The organism is Desulfovulcanus sp., assembly GCF_982781345.1.
This window is the reverse complement of record NZ_CEYAEZ010000043.1, coordinates 1-21,431: the sequence shown is the minus strand read 5'-3', so window position 1 is coordinate 21,431 and position 21,431 is coordinate 1. Positions and strand designations below refer to the sequence as shown.

The window sequence follows — 21,431 nt, the reverse complement described above, 5'->3', positions numbered from 1 at the left end:
CTCATTGCAGCCCCAATTCAGGCTCTACTCCAAACAGAAATTCCACAGTAAACGTCGAAGAGCCAAAATTTTTATACAAACGATTTGTAGCATCCATGTGGGCATTAAAAATAAAAACCGGCTTTGAGCCGGAACAGGTAAAAATCCCTAAACGTTACCTGGAAGTTGAAAACCGGGGGGATAAAATTGAACGCAACTTTCTGGAACAGCTCAAAAAGGCCTATGCCCAGGAGATCAAAAAGCTAAGTCAAAGGTAAGTGGGCGTATCCGACAGGTAGCACTGAGACCGCCCTACCCTGTTAAATCCAGCTAAGCTGGGCTGGCATTCAGCATTTAACAGCGTAAATACCCCAAGCGAACGAAGTGAGCGGGTGAGAGATTGTTTTTTAATTAGACCTAAATTGAGCGATTTTTTTGCAGTTCAAACTTTGAGATTGCTTCGCTCCACTTTGCTTAAGCTCGCAATGACAGAGGCGTTGTCATTGCGAGGGCAGCTTCGCTGCCCGTGGCAATCTCACCCATTGGTGAAAATCGCTGGTTCAAAATCTACTTTTATTCCATACATTTAATATAAAACTCAATTAAAAATCTTTCAACTTAGATTAGAAAAGAATTTACTTCAAGAGGCAACAATTTTTGTGCCTGTGCAAACACCGGATACACCCATGTTAAGTCCGTTATCGCCAAATCCTTAAATTATGATGAGACACCCAAGTCTTTCCCCAATTTTAGGTAATTTTAACCAAAATAATTTGTAATATTAAGATATTACATAAATCTTTCTTGTAAGACCCCACTCTCCACTTTGTATCCAAATTTGGAGAGTATCTGTGCCTGGACAGGGATTTATTCTTCTTACATTCTAACTGGTTTCTCTTGCCAGAATGCCAGCCAAGACAACTATGTAATGTTCGCATAGTGTTTATTATCTTATCCGTATTAAGCACAAAACTTACTTTTTAACCCATAGAATTATGAGTCGCAGCTAGGTTAGGGCAATAACACAACATAGAAAAAGGAACCAAGAAAGTATCTCAAACTAACACTTTTTCTGTTTGAATTGTCAGAAACAGTACACATGGTCCTGAAAAATATTTTGAAATTTAAGATGATAGCTCTGAGTCTATGTGGACACGATAAAAAGTCGAAAATAAGTATTAGAGCAAGGAGAAAAAATTTGAGATTTGGATTACCTTGGAATACTCTTTTTTAAATAGTGTCAGAAGCGATTATTCATACATAAGAATTGACAAAACCTTACAAAAACTTTAGCAAAATTTTTATAAATACCTAAAAAATCTGTAAAATAGTAATCTAGCAAGTTTTAATGGAGTTATAATATGATAAAGCATTTAAAAATTAGCACTCAATTGATACTATCTTTTGCCATTATTGTTTTGTTGGTCTGTTGCCAAGGATTAATGGGATTATATTTTATGAAGGAAATAAACAGAAGAACTACTGATATGTATACCCAGGAGTTAGTTCCTTTAGAAGGTTTAGATGACGTTAAGTCAGCAAGTTATAGAATCAGGGGTGATGTTTTGGCACATATTATAAGTGTGTCCATGCCAGAGATGGAAGATTTGTCAAATCAAATCAAAGAGCAGAAAAATCGAATTTATAAACAATTAGCAGAATATAGAAAGACCAGACTATCAGAAAAAGAAAAGTTGCTACTCGATAATTTTGAAAGTAATTTTAACGAATATTTAAAGATTATAGAAGATACAGCACTTCCATTGAGCAGTAAAGGAGAGAAGGAAAAGGCTAAAGAGATTGTCTTAGGTAAGGCTTTAGAAAAATTTCGTATAGCCAGAAAGGCTATAAACGATTTAATGGATTACGGTGTCAATAGAGCAAAAATTAGAAATGACAATGCGTCTAAAGACTATGCCAAAGCCAAACTTATTATGTCTTCTACTATAGCTATATCAATATTTTTTGCAATTATAACTGCTTTTTTTATTATTAAATCTATTAATAATGGTTTTAAAAAGATAACTACTATATTTAATAAAGTAGCAGATGGTGATTTTGATATTCACTTTGACATAAATAATAAAACAGAAATCGGCAAACTATTAATTCATCTTCAGGAGATGACAACGAAATTGAAGAACCTGATAGCTAAAACTCAAGAAATGGCAACAAAATCCAAACAACTAATTGCTGATATTCAACAACAAGCTGATCATTTAGTTTCTGCCAGTAACGAAATGAATCAGGTTTCTAATGATATAGACAGGGTATCTTCCGACACTCAAAATAAAGCCGAGGGAATAAAAAATATTGCCCAGTTAACTGGCGAAGAAATCAATAGCGTTGCAGCCGCAATAGAAGAAATGACCACTACAATTTATGATATATCACAAAATACCAAGTCAGTAAGAGAAACTGCGAATGGAGCTCAACAAGAAGCTGTAAATACCAAACAAACTATCGACAATTTAATTAAAGCAGCCAATAAAATCGGTGAAGTTATCGTTTTAATTGGAAACATTGCAGAGCAGACTAATCTTTTAGCACTCAATGCAACCATTGAAGCAGCAAGAGCAGGAGATGCCGGGAAGGGTTTTGCCGTGGTAGCTAATGAAGTGAAAGAGCTAGCTAAACAGACAGGAGATGCTGTTGTCGAAATAACTGAGATGGTTAAGGACTTGCAAAAAAACAGTGCTTTCGTTGGTGAAGCAGCCAATAAGATGTATCAAGTTACTGAACAAGTCAGTGAGCTGGCCACCAATGTAGCTACTGCTGTTGAAGAACAATCAGCCGCAACTAATGAAATCAGCGTAAATGCTCAAAAAGTGTCAGAAAAGGTTCAAGAATTTGTTGTTATGAGTGAAGATATAACAGATACTGGACGAGAAACAGCTCAAAGAGCCAGTGAAGTCAAAGAAAAAGCAAATAAAGTTTACCAGATTGCGTATGAACTTAAAGAGATCATGAAGAAATTTTTAGGCTAATCGCGTCGGGTGCATCCTGTGTGGTTTCGACACATATGAGACAAATTAGCTTCCAATTTTTTCCAGTTATTTTCCTGTCAATTTCAAAAAACAAGGCTCAAATTGCTGTTTTACCAAAAATTTAATAGTTAGGTTGCGTGGTTTCTGGGACAGATCCGCAAGGCCATCAGAACCAGGCCCCTGATAGCGTTTATACCAGCGATAAGAGGTAGATCTGGGGATATCGAATTTTCTGCATGTTAAAGAAACGGACTGACATTGTTCATAATGGTCAATCCATTTTTTCCTCTGTTTTATCTTTTTGACTGATTCTTTCATACGATTATTATATCCATATAAAAGTCAAAACCAGCAGCTAAAAGTGTAGCGAATGTCTTGAAACCTCACATTTAATTAGTAAGTCTCAAAATGGTGTTGAGGAGTGAGACCACGAAGGTAATCTTCTCCTTTGACCATCCTACTTACTCAACCACTTTCCTACTCAACTACTCAACCAAAGTGTAGCCAATTTTAGCCACTTCTCGCGTCCTGACCAAGTAGATGCCTTATCTCCTCCAATTCTTTTTTGATTTCCAACAGAAGGCCTGACCAGCGCTCCTGTTCTTCCAACCGCATCTTGGCCCCTTCAATGGTCAGCCTGTCTTCATAAAGGAGGGTCTTGATTTTTTTTATTAACTTAATGTGTTCTTCAGTATAAAGCCTCTGCCCTTTTGACGTGCGCAAAGGTTTAAGCTGGGGGAATTCCTTCTCCCAAAACCTGAGGACATAACTTTCCAGGCCGAGCATCTTAGCTGCCTGACCAATCTTATATAACTTTTCCTTTTTGCCCGCCATTGCTTAGTAACTCGTAGCCCTATACCTGCTTGTTTAAACAGACTATAAACTCATTCCCCTAAAACAACAAGGCGGACCCGAAGGTCCGCCTCATATTAATTCCAGCTAAAAAAACTACTGAACTTGTCTCGTCAGTACAGGGACTACCTGTGAAGTGCTTACTTCTTTAAGGAAAACGCACATCCAAATTATCCAGTACAAATTGTGCAACTTTTTGCTGTACTTTGTTCACTTCTTTATCTTTTAAAGTCTTTTCCGGATGGCGATAGGTAAAACGTAAGGTAACATTCTTTTCTTTTGCTCCTTCAGGCTGATAAATATCAATCAGGGTCACATCCTCCAAAATCGACAATTTCAGTTGTTTAATGACTTCCAGAATGCGACCGTACTGAAGGTCTAAAGGAGCAACTATGGTCATATCGCGGCGGACTACCGGAAACTTGGGAATGTTCTTAAATTTAATCACCTGGCCATGATAGATTTTCTGCATTAAATCCAAATCAAAATCAGCATACCAGACAGCACTTTTGGCCTTGTAAGCCTTAGCAAGCTCCGGCTTCAGCCGACCCAGAAAACCTATTGCCACGGAATCAACTTCACAAGTCACGCAAGGGCTTAAGTAAGGATGATCCTCTACAAGCTTAAACTCGGCTGTAGGAGATCTAAAGGCAAACAAAAAGTGGTCTGCCAACCCCTTTATATCGGTATAATCGACTTCTTCATCTTTAAACGGCCAATGAGGTGCATGTCTTTGCCCATAAAGAAGAATGCCCAAGCGGTTATTTTCTCTTGTCTTGGTATCACTTTCCTTGTCCTGGATAAAGGTATGGGCAATCTCAAAAAGTCTCAGACGCTTATGGCCCTGACCTATGTTTACTTTTAAAGTTTGTAAAAGACCCGGCAAAAGATCCGGCCGCATGACATTTTGCTCTTCAGTCAGGGGGTTGCAGATTAAAACGCGGCCTTCCTCGGCAATACCCAAAAGATCCAGGTCCTGTGTACCAACAAAGCTGTAGTTTATGGCCTCCTGCAGACCCAGCCCCAAGGCCCACTTCTTGACCTTTAAAGTGAAGGCATAATCACGGTCGATATGTTCTTCATCCAAGGACTTGCTAACCCTGGGCAGGTGGGCAGGGATCTTGTCTAGACCATAAACCCGGCCCACTTCTTCAATAAGATCCACTTCCCTTTCAAGGTCCAGACGGTAGCTGGGAGGAATAACCTTCCATTTAGACCCGTTTTCCTCGACCACACAGCCGAGTTTGGACAGGGTTTTGGCACAAAAGGCTTCATCTATATCCAAGGCTAGATATTCACTAGCCCGCTTTGGTCTAAAATCTATCTGGCAGCTAACAAATGGCCTGGGCTCGGCTTTGGCTACACCTTTTGCAACTTTGCCCCCGGAGAGGGTAGCCATTAAATAAGTTGCCCTGTCCAGGGCAAAGGCTGAACCTACCTGATCCACTCCCCGTTCATAACGGAAAGAAGCCTCGGAACTAATACCTAACCGGCGTGCGGTCTTTCTGATTGTCGGGGGGTTAAAAATCGCGCACTCAAGCAGGACTTCTGAGCTTTTCTCATTGATTTCACTATTGGCTCCGCCCATAATTCCTGCTAAACCCACCGGCTTTTCTGAGTCCCAGATGAGCAGGTCAGAGTCTTCCAGTTTGCGAACCTGATCATCCAAGGTCACAATTTCCATGCCTTGTTTTGCTCTTGCCACTCGAATGGTTTTCCCGGCTAGAAGCTCCCGATCAAAAGCATGCTGAGGCTGACCCAACTCCATGAGCACGTAATTGGTCACGTCAACAATATTATTGATGGGTCTTATGCCAACAGCCATCAGCCTGTAACGCATCCAGGCGGGGCTCTGCTTTATCTGACAACCAGTCAGAATCCTGGCCTGATAAAGAGGGCAAAGATCAGGGTCATCTATAATTATCTCAACTTCCCTGGTGCAATCCAGATCGGCATCTTCCTCAAGCTCGAACTTGGGAAGGTTTAATGGCAAATCAAAAGCAGTGGCTACCTCCCTGGCCAGTCCCAGAACACTTAAACAATCTGCCCGGTTGGGAGTAACGCCAATGTCAAAAACACATTCATCAAGCCCTAAGGCCTGAACCAGAGGTGTGCCTGGCTTTAGCCCGTCATCAAGGACCATGATACCGGATGCATCAGTGCCAAGCTCAAGTTCGGTTTCCGAACAGATCATCCCTTCCGAAACCTCTCCTCGAATCTTGGCCTTTTTAATCTTAAACCCGGCAGGCATGGTTGTCCCTACCAGGGCCACCGGGACCTTCTGACCCTTTGCTACATTTGGCGCGCCACAAACAATGGGTAAAACCTGCTCCCCTACATCGACCCGACACAAAGACAAATGATCTGAATTAGGATGTGGAACACATTCCAGTACATGACCGACTACGACCCCGGCCAGGTGTGCAAAAGGCTCGATTATCTCTTCAACTTCAAGACCGAGCATGGTCAGTCTCTCGGCCAGTTCTTCTATAGAGCCTTCATAAGGGGTAAATTCGCGCAACCAATTTAAACTTAAAAGCATGGACTCCTCTGTTTTTAAGTATATATTAAATATTAAGAATATTAAGTATTGAGTGTTAAGTTGTAAGGTTGAAGTTTTATTAATGATCGGAAATTTAACTTTAATTCTGAAAATATAGAAAATATTACACTTAAACTTCCATCGTCATTCTGAGCGAAGCGAAGAATCTCAGCGAAGTGAAGGCCTGTCCTGAGTAAAGCGTAGGAACTCAGAGACCCTTCTCTGACGCTCAGGGTGACGTTAACCTAAGGTACTTTCACGGTAAAACTTAACACTCAATAAATGTTAAACAAATTGCTGCAAGAAACGAATATCATTTTCAAAAAACATGCGCAGATCGCCAATACCGTATTTGAGCATGGCTATCCGTTCCACACCAAGTCCAAAGGCAAAACCACTATATTTTTCAGTATCGTAATCCACCATTGCAAATACTGCCGGATCAATCATTCCGCAGCCTAAGATCTCCACCCAGCCTGTTTCTTTACAAACTCGACAGGTCTGGCCATCTATTTTCCCCTCACCACCACACATTACACAACTGATATCTACTTCTGCGCTGGGCTCGGTAAAAGGAAAAAAGCTTGGGCGGAAACGTACCCTGGTCTTGGGCCCAAAAATTCGGTGCAAGAAGGCGGTTAATGTCCCTCTGAGGTCGGCCATACTCACCTGAGTATCAACCAGAAAACCTTCTATCTGGTGGAACATTGGTGTGTGTGTTAAGTCAGAGTCTCGACGATATACCTTGCCCGGAGCCACGGCTGCAACCGGTGGCTTGCGTTTAAGCATGGTGCGGATCTGCAAAGGTGATGTATGGGTACGTAACAAAATTTTATCTGTGATATACAGGGTGTCCTGCATATCCCGGGCAGGATGTTCAGGCGGAATGTTCAGGGCTTCGAAATTGTAAAAATCGTTCTCTACTTCCGGTCCGGAGACCACATCAAAACCAAGCTGTATAAAGACCGAGCAGATATCTTCTATTACCCTGGTTATTGGGTGAAGGGAACCTACATCCGGATTTCGGCCCGGAATGGTTGGATCAAACGTGGCCAAATCCAGGCGATTCTTTTGCTCTTCAAGAGACTCTTTTTTCTCTTCGAAAAGTTCGTGCAGCTTATTCTTTATTTCATTGGCCTTTTTCCCGGCCTGGGGGCGATCTTCTTTGGACAGTTCAGGCAAGCGGGACATTACCTGAGCAAGACGACCCTTTCGCCCCAGGTACTCAACCCTGATCTTCTCCAACTCCTGGAAAGAAGAAGCCTGACCCAGGCTTTGCTCAAGCTCCTGGATCAGGCCTTCTAAATCCTGAATTATATCTTTAACTGATATCATCAATTTGCCCTAGCTTTTACCATTTCCGCAAGTTTGGCAAAAGCAGCCTTTTCATTAACAGCCATGTCCGCAAGGACCTTTCTGTTAACAGCCACTCCAGCCTCGTTTAAACCGTGCATGAACCGGCTATATGAGAGACCATACTCTCTAGCAGCGGCATTAATACGAACAATCCACAACTTGCGAAAATCCCTTTTTCTCTGTTTCCTGTCTCTGTAAGCATAACAAAGGGCTCTTTCCACTGTCTCACGGGCGGTACGGTACAACTTGCTCCTTGCACCGCGATAGCCCTTGGCCATCTTCAAATATTTTTTATGCCTCCTGTGGGCAGTTTTTCCTCTTTTTACACGCATTGCTTTCTCCTCCTAAAAAATAAAACTAAAATGAATTAGGCAACAACTTTTTAACCTGCTTAATGTTGGCACTGTCTACAAGTGCAGGCTGGCCCAATCTTCTTTTTCTCTTGGCATTCTTCTTGGTCAAAATATGCCTTAAATTTTGTCTTCTTCTTCTAACCTTTCCGGAACCAGTCAGAGAAAAGCGCTTGGCCGCACTTCTGTTTGTCTTGATCTTAGGCATGTTATCCTCCCTATTAAAAAGCTCAAAACTGAAAGCTTAATGTCTTATTAAATTTAACAAAAAAATCGGCTAACCTTTTTTCTTTCCAGCAATCGGAGAGAGGATCAAGTTCATTGTCCGACCCTCAAACTTTGGCTGCTGCTCAACCTTAGCAATGTCGGAGAGCATTTCAACTATCTTCTTTAAAATTTCTAAGCCGCGATCCTTATGGGCCAATTCCCTGCCGCGAAAAAAAACAGTTACCTTGCACCTGTCACCCTTTTCGATAAACCTGCGAATATGCCGGACCTTGGTCTGCAAATCGTTTTCATCCGTCTTGGGGCGAACTTTTATTTCCTTGAGTTGGATCTTGGTCTGTTTCTTCTTGGCTTCCTGTTGCTTTTTTTGCTGCTGATACTGGAATTTACCATAGTCCATTATCCGGCATACCGGCGGATTAGCATTAGGCGCAACCTCAACCAAGTCAAGCCCCATTGCCTGAGCATGTTGCAAAGCCTGGGCAATATCCATGATACCAAGCTGCTGCCCATCAACATTAATCACCCTAACTTCTTTGGCCCTGATCTGCCTATTCCGTCGAGCCTTAATAGAGGTATCTATAGCTCATTCCTCCCTTTTTAAACGGTTCATCCATATCTTCTATAATTAGGTCAACCACTTCTTGAAGTGTCTTCATGCCCAAATTTTTCCCTCCGCGCAAGCGAACATTGACACTAGATTGCTCTATTTCTTTCTCGCCCACAATAAGCATATAAGGGATCTTTTCCATCTGAGCTTCACGCACCTTATATCCTAACTTTTCATTGCGCGTATCCAACTCCACTCTTATCCCGGCCTTGCGCAAATCCTTATAACATTTTTCCGCATACGGCTTGTGAGCATCGGTAATGGTCAGAATCCTGGCCTGTACAGGAGCCAACCAGGTAGGAAATGCACCGGCGTAATGTTCAATAAGCACACCTAAAAAGCGCTCAATCGCTCCTAAAACAACCCTGTGCAGCATCACCGGCCGATGCCTCTGACCATCCTCGCCAATATAGACCAGGTCAAAACGCTCAGGCAATGTAAAATCGCATTGTATTGTGGCGCACTGCCATTTTCGCCCCAGGGCATCTTTTAGTTTTACATCAATTTTTGGACCATAGAATGCGCCATCGCCCGGACAAATATCATATTTTAAACCGAGTGAATCGAGTGCCTGGGTTAAAGCCTTGGTCGCGCGGTCCCAATCTTCATCAGAGCCAATGGACTTTTCCGGCCTGGTACTAATTTCCATCTCATATTCAAAATCAAATAACCGCATGATATCCTGCACAAATTGCAAGACTCCGGTTATTTCGTCCTGGAGCTGATCCGGGCGGCAAATAATGTGTGCATCGTCCTGGGTAAACTGGCGCACACGAAGTAGCCCATGCAAAACACCTGATTTTTCATGGCGATGAACAGTACCTAATTCAAAATAACGCACGGGCAGGTCCCGATAACTGCGCATCCTGGACTTATAAATAAGCATGTGGGCCAAGCAGTTCATGGGTTTGATTCCATAGACCTGGTCGTCAATCTCGGTAAAATACATATTCTCCCGATAATTATCGTAATGACCAGACCTTTCCCACAACTCACGCCTTAAAAGCTGTGGCCCCTGAACAATCTCATAACCTCGTTTTAGATGCTCTTTACGCTCAAAATCCTCCAAAATAGCCCGTATTAATGCCCCTTTGGGATGAAAAATAGGCATTCCGGGACCAGCCTCTTCAGAAAAGCTGAAAAGATCCAGTTGAGGACCAAGCTTCCTGTGATCACGCTTCTTGGCCTCTTCTAACTGATTCAAATATTTTTTTAACTCTTTTGGGCTCGCAAAGGCAGTACCATAAATTCTCTGCAGCATGGGCTTATTCTCATCGCCTCGCCAATAAGCCCCAGCAACAGACGTTAACTTAAAAGCTTTTAAATAGCCAGTAGAAGGAATGTGCGGGCCGCGACAAAGATCGACAAAATCGCCATGCCGATAAATAGTCACCCTGGCATCTGAAAGTTCATCCAGGATCTCTAACTTGTAGGTCTCATTCATGCCAAGAAAAAGCTTCTTGGCCTCTTCCCTGGACAATTCTTCGCGCTCAAAAGGAAGGTTTTTGGCCACGCTCTCTTGCATCCGGGCCTCTATCTTTTCCAGATCCTCCGGAGTAAAGGGGCGCTCATAATCAAAATCGTAGTAAAAACCGTTTTCAATGCTAGGGCCAATGGTCACCTTGGCCGTAGGGAACAAATCTTTAACAGCCTCGGCCATAATATGGGCGGCACTGTGGCGCAAAATTTCCAGACCTTCCGAGGAGTCTATATAGATAGGCTCTATCTCTGCACAATCTTCCGGAACCCGACGGGTTAAATCAAAAAGCTGCCCATCACATTTGCAGGCCACTACCTGCTTTCTTTTTTTGTTGGACAAACTAGCTTTTAAAACATCTGCAAAGGTCTGGCCGGACTCGACCTGAACATCTTCCTGCACGCCAATTATCTTGACCATTTTTTCCTGCCTATAAACAGATTAGGGAGGCTTAAGGCCTCCCTAAATAATTTCATTGGTGGTAGGCGCGAGGAGATTTGAACTCCTGACCCCTTGCGCGTCAAGCAAGTGCTCTCCCCCTGAGCTACGCGCCTACAAAAAGTAGAAGACCCCTAGCAGAGCCAGGCGAGTATTGTCAAGAAATCTATTCAAAATTTTTCGAGCTATTAGGGACAATGATGAGCCTGCAAAAGCTTGTCTGGTCAATTTTATAGCTCACTGATGGAAAGGGAAATCTTAAAACTTCTGCTCAGCTCTCGAACAAAGTTACACTATTCAATGGTTTCGTGTCAAACAAGAGCTGAGTGCATCCGATGGGTGCACTTGGGTTGAGTAGTTGAGTAGGTGAGTGATTGACTAGGTAGGATGGTCAGTGGATATGGGATTCCTTAGTAGAGTTTTTCCCCTGATTGCCGCCAGATTCTGAATTATTATCATTGCACAGACCATCTGCACAGGTTTGATTACTTTATGACAAAATTTTGCTAAATATAAACAAGAAAAGGGAAAACAATTATTTTTATATAGAATAGATAAGCTCAACTAAAATTTATTTCTTAGGCTAACCAAATTTTTAGGGAAAGACTAAATTTTCATTAACCATTTAAAATGATATATGTTTTTAATAAAGTTAGTCTTTGTAATCATAATTTAAAATTGTCAAAAGTCTATTTTTTTCATTTTTTTCTTGATACAAAATTGTGTTAATGTTATTTTAATTTTATACTTTATAGATATATAAATTTATATTAATCAATTAAAAAATTAGTATATCGGGCCGAGTAAGCGCCCTATGTCTTCCTATACATTTTCATGTGAGCTCTTGTGCAATACAATGATTGCAGCCTTGGTGCGTTGGCTATATGTGATAGATAATGGGAATGGCCAAACTCATCAATTGAAGTTAAAGGTTTCAAATTCAATGCGCTCGCTGGATTTGTATACGGATTAACTGCCATCTTGATAGTTATTTTAACCGTCAAGTTCGACTACAATAAAGAACTACGGAAAATAATCCAAGCAAAAAATAAAGAGATTGCGGCATTAAAGGAGGGGCAAATAATGGAATTCTTCGTCTTTAGACTCAACAAATTAAAAATTCTGAACAACCGTGAGTGGGGCCCTGGCGAGCTGAAGATACTAAGTTTCATCACCGGTGAAGACGTAAATCTTCCCGTGCTGGATGACCTGCTGCGCACAACAGATCCGGAGCGAAAAAAACAACTGATCAAAGTCGCTGCCCAATCGGTTTTGAGTTCAAAGGTCTTAATGCAACTGGACAACGTAAGAGACGATCATCAAATGACATTCGGCGACACAGGTTATGCGCTGTATACCGCACAAAAGATACCTGTATCGTTCAACTGGTCTCTAATGATTTTTGAAATTGATGAGGATGTAAACAATCTCGGACGGAAAATAGATAATGTGATTAAGACACCAGAATTCGATGGTTTCGTGGACAACATTTTAGCTCTGGCCAGCGCTGCAGCAAACCCTGCTGCTGCAGCTGGAGTTGCTATTGCAAAGTACGTGTTTGGCTTAATTGCAAATACGATGATAGAGAACAAAGACGACCAGGTGGGGTTAGTTTATCAGTCATTTAATCGATTTGAACATTACCCCCACGGAGAGAGAAAGCGTGATGATGTTCCAGATCTGAGCAATAACGTGCTGATTGACTACTCTATTTTTGGGACGACTTACGAACCATAAAGTTCCCTAACCAATAGGATTAAGAGCCTGTGGCCAAACCCTATTCTTACCCGCTGATTGAAAGTCTTGGTTTCTGAAATGCATTGCGACCGGCAAGTCGCCGGGCGCACTTGCCTGCGTCCATCTGCGTGCGTCTGCGGTTAAAATATAAGCTTTCATAAATTGGAGGATTTTGGGGCAGGCGAATTTAAAATCAAACTAGGAACCTCAGAAGAAGAACCCATGATTCAAATCATTAATGCCACTAAAGGCGAAAATCTTAAGGAAATTCGAAGACTTTTTGATGAATATTCGTCCACATTAGGTTTCGAACTAGATTTTCAGGACTTTAAAGAGGAGTTAGCCAATCTTCCTGGCCACTATGCTACGCCAGAAGGCCGTTTGCTGATTGCCACACGTCAATGGCGGGTAGCCGGATGCGTGGCGCTAAAAAACTTGACAGATGATATATGTGAGATGAAAAGGCTATATGTCAAAGCACAGTTTCGAGGCTTAGGTGTTGGAAGAGCCCTTGCAAAACGTATTATTAAAGAAGCTCGGGGAATTGGTTACAAACGCATGCGCTTAAATACGGTTCCGTCAATGGAAAAGGCCAGGATGCTATACGAATCTCTTGGTTTTAGAGAGATCCCTTCCTATCAATATAATCCGATTGAAGACGCTGTTTTCATGGAACTGACTCTAACGCATAATTTAGAGCTTTTTACCTATCATAATTAAGGAACCTTATCTAAACACTTCAAACCGGACCTGAGAAAGCCTGACAACTTTTCCCCGACCAGCTAAGCTCAAGATTATGAAAAAACAATCCTTTTGGGGTGTTGGCCCTGTAATTATTATCCCAGGCTATTTGGCTCTCATCATTACAGCCCAAATACCGTATAGTATTCCCTTGTTTCAACAAGGCTTTTTAACTATCTTTTTGGGCGGAATCTTATGCTCCCTTGGCGCACTATTTGTCGTACTGGGAGCATATCAAATCAAAAAAGCACGCGATTCGAACACATTGATGACGGAAGGGCTTTATTCATTAACCAGAAATCCCATCTACTGTGGCCATATTTTTTTCATTCTTCCCGGGATCTCGATTATTATTAATAACGGGTATAGTCTTGTTTCAACAATTATCTCCTATATTCTTTTTAAAATTTTTATTACAAAAGAAGAAGATTTTCTTAAAGAAACCTTTGGAGAAAGGTTTGCTGAATATTGCAAAAAAGTAAATCAAATATTTCCATTTCCCAAATTGTAAATCTCTATGTTCAGGCTATGATATTTAATTTTTCAATCCATATTGTCCAATATCATTTCCATTCCTCAAACTGAGCTTGAAGGCCACTTGTCTAGCAATCAAGCAGAAATTATTGTTATGTTTATTGCTTGAATTTACTAAAACCTGAGACAGGAATCATGAGGAGGTATTGTATGAAAAAAATTGGAATTATAGGTGGGCTAGGGCCGGAATCAACCATTGACTACTATAAAGGAATTATCACTGCTTTCCAAAAGCAGCGGGGAGGTTTGGCCTCTCCTGAAATGATAATATACAGTGCAAACATAACCAAACTTATGGAGTTGATCGAAGCCAAGGAATGGGAGAAGCTGACAGACTGGCTGGCCGGGATGATAAATTCCCTTTATAGTGCAGGTGCGGACTTCGCCGTAATCGGGTCGAACACCCCGCATATAGTCTTTGACAGGGTAAAACCGAGATCGCCAATACCAATACTGAGCATCGTCGAGGAAACATGCCGAACAGCTCAAAGCCTGGGGCTAAAGAAACTAGGGCTCATGGGCACAAAATTCACCATGCAATCTGACTTTTTCAAGAAGCCGTTTCATGATAGGGGCATGTCAGTAGTTGTTCCCAAAGAAGAAGATCAGCAATTCATCCACTACAAACTCATGTCTGAAATTGAACTAGGTATCATAAAAAACTCGACCAGAGATGAGCTCTTATCCATTGTCAAAAAGATGATAGACAAAGACTCGATAGATGCCTTGATCCTTGGCTGCACCGAGCTTCCTATGATCCTCGATAAAGACAAATATGGGATTCCTTTTCTAAACACAACCGCTATCCATATTGACAGCATCGTACGATATTGCCTCGGAGAATAAACGAAAAAGAGCTCATCCGGCAACCAGACGCACAAGAATGCCCGCGGTCTGTTATAACTTATTCAAAAAAGGATGCGTAATGATTAATGTCCAAATATTGGTTATGCTTGTCAGTGGAATTCTGGTAGGAATCGGAGCCTCGTTTACCGGATTAGGAGGCGGTTTTCTGATGGTTCCACTGTTACTCTTCCTTGGCTATTCTGCACAAAAGGCAGTGGGCACATCGTTCCTTGGTATCCTTATCATCTCAATCTCAGCCCTGATTGCACACAATAAACTGGCTAATGTTGATTATAAACTAGGCGTTGTCCTTGGTATTGGAGGAATCATTGGTGCACAAATCGGGGCGCGGCTGGTTGAGCACATCTCCACTGCGAATTTCAAGAAAGTCTTTGCCCTCATTCTCTTTTGCCTGGCAGCATATCTTTTCGTAAAAAAATAAAATGCCTACCAAATTTTATACCAAGCCCCCTAAAGAGTCTGTGGCCAAACCTTATTTTACTCGCTAAGTGAAAGGCTTGGTTTCTTGAACGCATTACAAACGGCTTGGACAAAATAACTCATCATGGATTTTACAAAGGTAGGATTATGAAACTTCGCTTCATCGCCCGCATGCCCAATAGGCCCGGAGCCTTGCAACGGGCCGCAAAGATCATTCACAAATATGAGGGCAACATCAGCCGCATCCACTTTGATGATCGCATTGACCCCCACACTGCCTTTTTCGAAATAACGGTATACAGTCAAGAGGCTGTCGAGAACATTCGCTCTGAGCTTCACAAAATCGGTTATTTGCAAGAATCACTGGAGCCTATCGGGTTTCTAAAGTTCAATATCTTTCTGCCTAACAGGCCGGGGGCACTTGTTGAATTTCTGAACCATACCACCTCGAGTAAAGCCAATATCGCCTTTCTGGACTTTGACGAAAAGGGCAAGCATCCGGACAGAGTCACTGTGGCCCTAACCATAAAGAACAGCAAGGTAATTGACAGGTTACTAAATGACCTTAAAAACCGTTATCGTATTGAAATCCTGGAATACGATCCCAGGGGTAAACAACTTGACAATACGGTCTTTTACCTCAAGTTCGCCCAGGAGCTGCGGGAAATTATCGGTGAGGCTGAAGATACATTTCTGCTCAAGCTCATCTACGATATTAACCACATAGTGCAAGAACTCACCAACCTTAGACAGGATCCTCATAAAGTTTTCGACAGCATCCTGGCCACGGGAAGAAGCCTGCGGGATACTACGGGAGCAGGATTCTATGCGGATGTCCAAAGGATTCAGCTCCTCGATGATGTCCAGCTTTTCTGCTTCCAGCTCCCCTGCGGCGGAAATATCTTTATAATCAGCGCAGGGGACGAGATGGCCATGATAGACACTGGATTTGGCATCTATCACCCTGATGTGACAACCATGCTCCAGAGATATGGCCTTGGTGATCTAAGCAAGCTCAAACACATATACATAACACACGCAGACGCGGACCACTCCGGCGCAGGTGGCTTTTTTTCCACTCCAACCCACATGCACCAGGGGTCTTCAGAGGTCATAGACAGAACCAACAGGGCCTATGGTTCCAAAATAGAATCTTCCATTCTGGAGGAAGTATATACTAAATTGATTACCCTCTTTTCCAATTTTACTCCGCCGACAAGGCGAGAGATATTTCCAACCCAAGTACTGGATCTTCAAAATATTTTTCCGGTAATCCAACGTTTTTCAGTAGGGCCTTTGGAGTTTGAGGTGCTGGAGAGCCTTGGAGGTCATACATTCGGTCATGTCTTTTATTTGTGCCGAAAACACGGTCTGCTTTTTACTGGAGACAGTCTAATTAATTTTGATAGCTTCACTGAAGAACGGAAAAAATACGCCACTCTGGCCACGATCCTGATGACCTCAGTAAATGTAGACAGTGATACCGCACGCAAGGAGAGGATGGCCCTTTTGGAAATCGCCAAAGAGGTGGACAAGGAGCTACGACCTTCCGGCAGAAGATGTCTTATCTGCGGTGGTCACGGTGCAGTTTCATCGCTTGCGGAAGACGGTTCCGCGCTGGTAGTTCCGGCTGAATATCCGATAGAACACTATACCCACAACTGTTAGGCTGGATTCAACCCCTTGCAAAATGATTGGAAATAAACATGGCCTCTTAGTAAGATCTCTGACCATGAAACAACCACAAAAAACAGGATAAACTTATGAATTATCCTCAACCTCTATCCCAATCTTCTCCAGCCTATCTTTCATCTTGTCCCAATGTGAGCCCTGCCAGTAGATTTTATAGCACCCCGGACAGTGGTAAAACTTGTAAAAATATTTTTTAGTCCTTGGCTCCAAAAGATGCAGGATTTTCTCCTTGGCAATGGGCTGCAAAAGCTCATTGCACCTGAGGCAACGGGAAAACAGCCTCTTTGGTTTTAGTCCAAAAAAATGAACGACCTCTTTTAACTGACTATCCGGATCAAGCGCTTGCACCAAACGTCCATAGACTATATTTTTTCTTTTTAAGAGCCCCCTATCTCTAGAGAGAACTATACGTCCATCCTTATGGGCCAAAAGAGCAATCTCTTCATCTCTAAGTCTCGGCTCAAACAGTGTGTCCATGCCCATCATGCGCAAAAGCATGGCCAGTTTGCCTATATTGCCATCCACAATAAACTTGACTTCCGGCAAGGGAACAGGCCTTAATTTAGTAGGGCGGGTCACATCAACAGGAGGAGTATGGGCTAAAACATAGATCTTTTCTCCTCCTTCCGGGAGATAATCAAAATTTATCTCTTCCTGATCAAGGGACAGTTTACCTACTTCGGTATGCGGAACACCTAACGCCTCGATAATGTCCTTGATGGATGCGCGGCGATCTAAAAGATAGTTAACCTCTGTTCCGGACCTCTTTAAAAAAAAAGCAAGCGCTTGATCAAAAAACAGGTGAATGTGTTCTGGCACTTTATACCCCTTGTGCACTACCTTAAATCGGTTTATGTTTTTTGTTCAACTTTCAACTGTTATTAATTGTTATTTGCAGATAGACATAATAACAGTTAATAAAAAAATAATCTGGAGGGCAGATGTCAGTAGGGTTTTATCTTCTTCTAATCATTTTTATACTCCTTGGGCATTTCATTTTGAATGCCTATCTTAACTATCTAAACTTAAAAAGCCTTGACCCAAGCCTCCCTTCCGAATTTAAAGATATTTTTGATCCGGAACTCTATGCTCGTTCCCAAGCCTACACCAAGGCCACGACAAAATTAGAACTTATCGAATCTTTTTTCTTCCTCGCCTTAACGCTCTTGGTTATTCTCTCCGGCACATTTAATAAACTTGATACCTTTGTGCGCTCTTTTGAGCTGTCCGAGCCTTTAACAGGGCTTTTATTTTTCGGGCTAATTTTCATCATAGCCGATGTCTTGAGCCTTCCTTTCGATCTGTACAAAATTTTTGGCCTGGAAGAAAAATTCGGCTTTAATAAAGTAACCCCGTCCTTGTTTATCCAGGACAAAATCAAGGCTTATGTCCTTACCATCATTTTGGGCAGCCTTCTTCTCTGGCCCATTCTCGTATTCTTTCAAAAGCTAACCACCTGGGCCTGGCTTTTTTGCTGGCTGACCACTATCTGTTTAATGCTCATCATCCAGTATCTGGCCCCAACATTTATTTTACCACTTTTCAACAAGTTCACCCCTATTGAGGACGAGGAACTAAAAGAAAAGATATTAGCCCTGGCCAAAAGATGCGGGTTTAACTTAAAAGGCATCCATATCATGGACGGCTCTAAACGTTCAACTAAGGCCAATGCCTTTTTTACAGGCTTTGGAAAGTATAAACGCATTGCCCTGTTTGATACTTTACTAAATAATCACAGCCATGAAGAGATTCTAGCCATTTTAGCCCACGAAATAGGACATTTCAAAAACAAGCATATCCACAGAAACTTGGTCATGTTTTTTCTCCAGACAGGCTTGACCTTTTTTATTTTGAACCTCTTTATACACAATGAACAGCTAACCCAGGCCATTGGCTTTTCCCAGCACTCAACTTACGCGGCTATTTTTTCCTTTGCTCTTATCTATCCCCCAATCTCCCTTGTTCTAGGCCTTTTGGCAAACTTTATCTCTAGAAAACACGAATTCCAGGCTGATGCCTTTGCAGCTCGAAATACATCGCCGGAGGATTTAATCTTCGCCTTAAAAAAATTGTCCAAATCCAATCTATCCAATCTTACTCCCCACCCTTTATATGTATTTTTTAACTACACACATCCACCTGTACTGCAAAGAATACAAGCTTTAAAAGGTAAAGAGGCTGGAAGGCTTTAGAGACTAAAAGCTCAAAAAAGGAGAGAAAAAAATGGACATCATTTATGTCAAAACCAACACCAGGGAAGAGTTAAAAGACATTACCGCGGAAATTGCCGGGCTTGTGAAAGCCAAGGGTTACACAAACGGAGTCTTGACCATCTATAGTCCACATACCACCGCGGGAATAACAATCAATGAAGGGGCCGATCCTTCCGTGGTACGAGACATAATCGTCACCTTGCGCAAACTGATCCCTCACAGTGGAGACTACCATCATTTGGAGGGCAACAGTGATGCCCATATCAAGACCAGTCTCATGGGCCCGTCCGCGCAGGTCATAGTAGAGGATGGAAAACTCTGTTTAGGCACTTGGCAAAAAATCTTTTTCGCCGAGTTCGACGGTCCAAGATCCCGCAAAGTGTGGGTTAAATGGTGCGGATGCTAGCGAATGAATGGCCGTGACCATATAAGGCGATGAAAGATATGCGCCGCAAATGAGGAAATTGAAAAGTCCAGAAGGCCTGATCGAGCTACTCTAAGGAGTTACCGCTCAGGATAAAGAGCTACTGGAGGAGGTGAAAATCTAATGGCCGAAAAAAATGTTATCTCTCATCATATTTTTATGTTTCCGTTTACAATTGACGCCAACTCTGCCTCCTTCCTGGAGAAGGTAGAAGACAGCCTGCTAAAGAATAGATGGGAAAGAAAAGGATTTTCACCGCAAGATAACAATGCAAGGTACAGCGAATTTTTTTATTTTCATACTTTTGTGCGGGACGTGATCTTTGATCGGGCCAACCTCCAGGACCAAAATGGTGTTATGAAATATTTCAACTATCCCCTGGGAGAAAATCCTGTCTTTAAAATCTATATTAATAATAAAGATAATAAACAGGAAATCTATGAACTTAAAATCAAAAAAATCAGCCTGCGCATCGTTGAAACCCAGGTTGGGATTTTAGCACTGGAACTGGAAAATCATGATTACCACAACTTTGACGACATAATCAAAATTAACGATTATGGCAGACGCATTTATCCACAATTTCTGGGTAAAGAAGAAGATGGTGGCATAAAATGTACAAAAAAAGCCTTCCTGGCAGATAAAATAGAAGTAGATTTTGGCCTCGGAGAAGACCCTGTCATTGAAAACTTTTCAGAAGATGAATTTCAGAAAGACCACCTGGTAACAGCTAGCTATATCCAAAAATTGCTAGGCAACGATTTTACAACCAATCCAAAAGAAAAAGACGAAGGCAAGATGATTTATGAGCCTGTTATTGATGACCGCATGTTCGTGGTCTGCTGGCACGGCTCTGATTCTCTGGCCCGGGAACTGGTGAAACCCACAAAGGACGGTGACCTGGCGTATGAAACTTCTGATAAATGGTTTAGATTTATTTTCTCAGACGGCCAATCTGTAACCTGTCCCAACGAAAAATTACGCAAAAAAATTCTAACTGAAAGCACCTACACACGATGGATAACCGAATCAGAAGGGACCTTTTATGGTCTTAGCCGTACAAGTCTCGTTTGCCTGAGTCCCAGATCAGACTTTCGTTACAATGTAATTCGAGAGCATATGCGCAGGCACTATGCCCAAATGGCCGCCATCCTTCTAACCCAACGCGCCAGCTTGCTCAGGTTTTCAGACCGTGTGGCAAAAATTAGTCATGAGATACACAAATTAAAAAATCTGCAAGCAAACAAGGATAAAAACAGAGATGAACCGGAAATAAAAGAAGTATCAGAGAAAGTATCTGAGCTTCATGCGGCATACATCAGCTTCATCAACCTACTCTGGTTTACAGAAATCACTCCTCAGGACCAGGGCATAGAGATGTATGATATGGCTGTAAAAAATATGGACCTAAAAGACGGCTTAAAAGAGCTCCAGGGAGAAATAAAAGAACTTTACGAATACGTCAGCCTGACACAGGATCGCCTGGAAAACCAGAAAATGAATACCTTAACAGCACTGGGTGCAGTTTTCTTGCCCTTAACTGTTGTCACAGGTATTTTTGGCATCAACCTGTATTTTATGGAACATGGTTTGACCTGGTTGTTTCGCAACAGTAGTTTTCAATATTTTTTCAGTATTGTAATATTTTGTGCTATGTCGTGGCTTGCATACGCGATAATGCATTCCATGCTGAAACAATTCAACAAAGGCACAGGCAATATATCAGACTATATTACATTAAAATTTATAAAAATTATTGGAAAAGATATGTTAAAAAAAATAACTTCCCGCAAAAGCTAGACAACCGAAAGTGACGCAGCTTGCAAAAATAATTCACAACCCTAGCAAATATTGAAGCAATACCATATATGATATATAATTATTTAGTTAATCCTTAAAAGGATCCGCCCAGTTCAGCGGGTTATTTAAGACATACCCATACAGATTAACATCGCCACCGGCAAACCCAATCGGGTCTTTGGAGATG

Annotated in this window: 21 protein-coding genes and 1 tRNA gene; 11 read left to right on the top strand and 11 right to left on the bottom strand. The window is 42.0% G+C overall.

What is annotated here, in order from left to right; all coding sequences use genetic code 11:
• Together AC3WVG_RS07855 and AC3WVG_RS07850 are read left to right on the top strand one after the other, a co-directional pair.
• A partial coding sequence (locus tag AC3WVG_RS07855) for a hypothetical protein (protein ID WP_488797593.1) occupies positions 1 to 257 on the top strand: 257 nt, incomplete at its 5' end.
• A gap of 1,083 nt (positions 258 to 1,340) precedes the next feature.
• Complete coding sequence (locus tag AC3WVG_RS07850) at positions 1,341 to 2,966, top strand: methyl-accepting chemotaxis protein (RefSeq protein WP_488797592.1); 1,626 nt, start codon at positions 1,341 to 1,343, stop codon at positions 2,964 to 2,966.
• Between the two features lie 66 nt (positions 2,967 to 3,032).
• Here AC3WVG_RS07850 and AC3WVG_RS07845 read toward each other — a convergent pair whose 3' ends face one another.
• From AC3WVG_RS07845 to AC3WVG_RS07805, 9 genes are all read right to left on the bottom strand, one after another.
• On the bottom strand, positions 3,033 to 3,284 hold the full coding sequence (locus AC3WVG_RS07845; protein WP_488797591.1) for a helix-turn-helix domain-containing protein: 252 nt from the start codon (positions 3,282 to 3,284) through the stop codon (positions 3,033 to 3,035).
• Positions 3,285 to 3,476: 192 nt separating this feature from the next.
• Positions 3,477 to 3,800, bottom strand: a complete 324-nt coding sequence (locus tag AC3WVG_RS07840) for a MerR family transcriptional regulator (RefSeq protein ID WP_252379999.1) — start codon at positions 3,798 to 3,800, stop codon at positions 3,477 to 3,479.
• 166 nt (positions 3,801 to 3,966) lie between these two features.
• Positions 3,967 to 6,360, bottom strand: coding sequence for a phenylalanine--tRNA ligase subunit beta (pheT, locus tag AC3WVG_RS07835; protein ID WP_488797590.1), 2,394 nt, complete (start codon positions 6,358 to 6,360; stop codon positions 3,967 to 3,969).
• 285 nt (positions 6,361 to 6,645) lie between these two features.
• Complete coding sequence (gene pheS / locus AC3WVG_RS07830) at positions 6,646 to 7,695, bottom strand: phenylalanine--tRNA ligase subunit alpha (RefSeq protein WP_488797589.1); 1,050 nt, start codon at positions 7,693 to 7,695, stop codon at positions 6,646 to 6,648.
• Positions 7,695 to 8,048 (bottom strand): 50S ribosomal protein L20, encoded by a 354-nt coding sequence (gene rplT / locus AC3WVG_RS07825; RefSeq protein ID WP_488797588.1) that lies wholly within the window; start codon positions 8,046 to 8,048, stop codon positions 7,695 to 7,697. Before rplT ends, pheS begins: the two co-directional genes overlap by 1 nt.
• A 25-nt stretch (positions 8,049 to 8,073) precedes the next feature.
• On the bottom strand, positions 8,074 to 8,274 hold the full coding sequence (gene rpmI, locus AC3WVG_RS07820; RefSeq protein ID WP_488797587.1) for a 50S ribosomal protein L35: 201 nt from the start codon (positions 8,272 to 8,274) through the stop codon (positions 8,074 to 8,076).
• A 69-nt stretch (positions 8,275 to 8,343) separates the two neighbouring features.
• Positions 8,344 to 8,874 carry a translation initiation factor IF-3 gene (gene infC, locus AC3WVG_RS07815; RefSeq protein ID WP_488797595.1) on the bottom strand — a complete coding sequence of 177 codons (531 nt, stop codon included), beginning with the start codon at positions 8,872 to 8,874 and terminating at the stop codon, positions 8,344 to 8,346.
• Positions 8,858 to 10,798: a threonine--tRNA ligase gene (thrS, locus tag AC3WVG_RS07810; RefSeq protein WP_488797586.1), complete on the bottom strand. Its 1,941-nt coding sequence runs from the start codon at positions 10,796 to 10,798 to the stop codon at positions 8,858 to 8,860. The genes infC and thrS overlap by 17 nt, the downstream gene beginning before the upstream one ends.
• A gap of 59 nt (positions 10,799 to 10,857) precedes the next feature.
• Positions 10,858 to 10,932 (bottom strand) — tRNA-Val (locus AC3WVG_RS07805).
• Between the two features lie 967 nt (positions 10,933 to 11,899).
• Between AC3WVG_RS07805 and AC3WVG_RS07800 the strand changes: the two genes are divergently transcribed.
• The 6 genes from AC3WVG_RS07800 (at position 11,900) to AC3WVG_RS07775 (ending at position 16,783) form a co-directional block, all read left to right on the top strand.
• The gene (locus AC3WVG_RS07800; RefSeq protein ID WP_488797585.1) at positions 11,900 to 12,553 is read left to right on the top strand and encodes a hypothetical protein; all 654 of its coding nucleotides are present in this window, start codon (positions 11,900 to 11,902) and stop codon (positions 12,551 to 12,553) included.
• Between the two features lie 222 nt (positions 12,554 to 12,775).
• Positions 12,776 to 13,273, top strand: a complete 498-nt coding sequence (locus tag AC3WVG_RS07795; protein WP_488797584.1) for a GNAT family N-acetyltransferase — start codon at positions 12,776 to 12,778, stop codon at positions 13,271 to 13,273.
• A 76-nt stretch (positions 13,274 to 13,349) separates the two neighbouring features.
• A complete protein-coding gene (locus AC3WVG_RS07790) occupies positions 13,350 to 13,805 on the top strand; it encodes a methyltransferase family protein (RefSeq protein WP_488797583.1) in 456 nt (151 codons plus the stop codon).
• Between the two features lie 173 nt (positions 13,806 to 13,978).
• Positions 13,979 to 14,674: an aspartate/glutamate racemase family protein gene (locus AC3WVG_RS07785; RefSeq protein ID WP_488797582.1), complete on the top strand. Its 696-nt coding sequence runs from the start codon at positions 13,979 to 13,981 to the stop codon at positions 14,672 to 14,674.
• A gap of 79 nt (positions 14,675 to 14,753) precedes the next feature.
• A complete protein-coding gene (locus AC3WVG_RS07780) occupies positions 14,754 to 15,116 on the top strand; it encodes a TSUP family transporter (protein ID WP_488797581.1) in 363 nt (120 codons plus the stop codon).
• 146 nt (positions 15,117 to 15,262) lie between these two features.
• Entirely contained in the window at positions 15,263 to 16,783 is a 1,521-nt protein-coding gene (locus AC3WVG_RS07775; RefSeq protein ID WP_488797580.1) for an MBL fold metallo-hydrolase, read from the top strand.
• 93 nt (positions 16,784 to 16,876) lie between these two features.
• Here the strand turns inward: AC3WVG_RS07775 and AC3WVG_RS07770 are convergent, their stop codons facing one another.
• Entirely contained in the window at positions 16,877 to 17,626 is a 750-nt protein-coding gene (locus AC3WVG_RS07770; RefSeq protein ID WP_488797579.1) for a Mut7-C RNAse domain-containing protein, read from the bottom strand.
• Between the two features lie 122 nt (positions 17,627 to 17,748).
• Here AC3WVG_RS07770 and AC3WVG_RS07765 point away from each other — a divergent pair, with 122 nt between their 5' ends.
• The 3 genes from AC3WVG_RS07765 (at position 17,749) to AC3WVG_RS07755 (ending at position 21,244) form a co-directional block, all read left to right on the top strand.
• Entirely contained in the window at positions 17,749 to 18,999 is a 1,251-nt protein-coding gene (locus AC3WVG_RS07765; RefSeq protein WP_488797578.1) for a M48 family metallopeptidase, read from the top strand.
• Positions 19,000 to 19,030: 31 nt separating this feature from the next.
• A complete protein-coding gene (locus AC3WVG_RS07760) occupies positions 19,031 to 19,426 on the top strand; it encodes a secondary thiamine-phosphate synthase enzyme YjbQ (protein ID WP_488797577.1) in 396 nt (131 codons plus the stop codon).
• Between the two features lie 141 nt (positions 19,427 to 19,567).
• Positions 19,568 to 21,244: a CorA family divalent cation transporter gene (locus AC3WVG_RS07755; protein WP_488797576.1), complete on the top strand. Its 1,677-nt coding sequence runs from the start codon at positions 19,568 to 19,570 to the stop codon at positions 21,242 to 21,244.
• 87 nt (positions 21,245 to 21,331) lie between these two features.
• Here the strand turns inward: AC3WVG_RS07755 and AC3WVG_RS07750 are convergent, their stop codons facing one another.
• Positions 21,332 to 21,430 carry an RHS repeat-associated core domain-containing protein gene (locus AC3WVG_RS07750; protein WP_488797594.1) on the bottom strand — a complete coding sequence of 33 codons (99 nt, stop codon included), beginning with the start codon at positions 21,428 to 21,430 and terminating at the stop codon, positions 21,332 to 21,334.
• Position 21,431 lies beyond the last annotated feature (1 nt).

Excerpts from the sequence above, each read along its gene's own strand:
- pheT (WP_488797590.1), bottom strand. The coding sequence starts at position 6,360 with ATGCTTTTAAGTTTAAATTGGTTGCGCGAATTTACCCCTTATGAAGGC.
- pheS (WP_488797589.1), bottom strand. The coding sequence starts at position 7,695 with ATGATATCAGTTAAAGATATAATTCAGGATTTAGAAGGCCTGATCCAG.
- AC3WVG_RS07840 (WP_252379999.1), bottom strand. The coding sequence starts at position 3,800 with ATGGCGGGCAAAAAGGAAAAGTTATATAAGATTGGTCAGGCAGCTAAG.
- AC3WVG_RS07795 (WP_488797584.1), top strand. The coding sequence starts at position 12,776 with ATGATTCAAATCATTAATGCCACTAAAGGCGAAAATCTTAAGGAAATT.
- rplT (WP_488797588.1), bottom strand. The coding sequence starts at position 8,048 with ATGCGTGTAAAAAGAGGAAAAACTGCCCACAGGAGGCATAAAAAATAT.
- AC3WVG_RS07800 (WP_488797585.1), top strand. The coding sequence starts at position 11,900 with ATGGAATTCTTCGTCTTTAGACTCAACAAATTAAAAATTCTGAACAAC.
- AC3WVG_RS07760 (WP_488797577.1), top strand. The coding sequence starts at position 19,031 with ATGGACATCATTTATGTCAAAACCAACACCAGGGAAGAGTTAAAAGAC.
- AC3WVG_RS07780 (WP_488797581.1), top strand. The coding sequence starts at position 14,754 with ATGATTAATGTCCAAATATTGGTTATGCTTGTCAGTGGAATTCTGGTA.
- AC3WVG_RS07785 (WP_488797582.1), top strand. The coding sequence starts at position 13,979 with ATGAAAAAAATTGGAATTATAGGTGGGCTAGGGCCGGAATCAACCATT.
- AC3WVG_RS07775 (WP_488797580.1), top strand. The coding sequence starts at position 15,263 with ATGAAACTTCGCTTCATCGCCCGCATGCCCAATAGGCCCGGAGCCTTG.
- rpmI (WP_488797587.1), bottom strand. The coding sequence starts at position 8,274 with ATGCCTAAGATCAAGACAAACAGAAGTGCGGCCAAGCGCTTTTCTCTG.
- AC3WVG_RS07850 (WP_488797592.1), top strand. The coding sequence starts at position 1,341 with ATGATAAAGCATTTAAAAATTAGCACTCAATTGATACTATCTTTTGCC.
- AC3WVG_RS07790 (WP_488797583.1), top strand. The coding sequence starts at position 13,350 with ATGAAAAAACAATCCTTTTGGGGTGTTGGCCCTGTAATTATTATCCCA.
- AC3WVG_RS07765 (WP_488797578.1), top strand. The coding sequence starts at position 17,749 with ATGTCAGTAGGGTTTTATCTTCTTCTAATCATTTTTATACTCCTTGGG.
- AC3WVG_RS07845 (WP_488797591.1), bottom strand. The coding sequence starts at position 3,284 with ATGAAAGAATCAGTCAAAAAGATAAAACAGAGGAAAAAATGGATTGAC.
- thrS (WP_488797586.1), bottom strand. The coding sequence starts at position 10,798 with ATGGTCAAGATAATTGGCGTGCAGGAAGATGTTCAGGTCGAGTCCGGC.
- AC3WVG_RS07755 (WP_488797576.1), top strand. The coding sequence starts at position 19,568 with ATGGCCGAAAAAAATGTTATCTCTCATCATATTTTTATGTTTCCGTTT.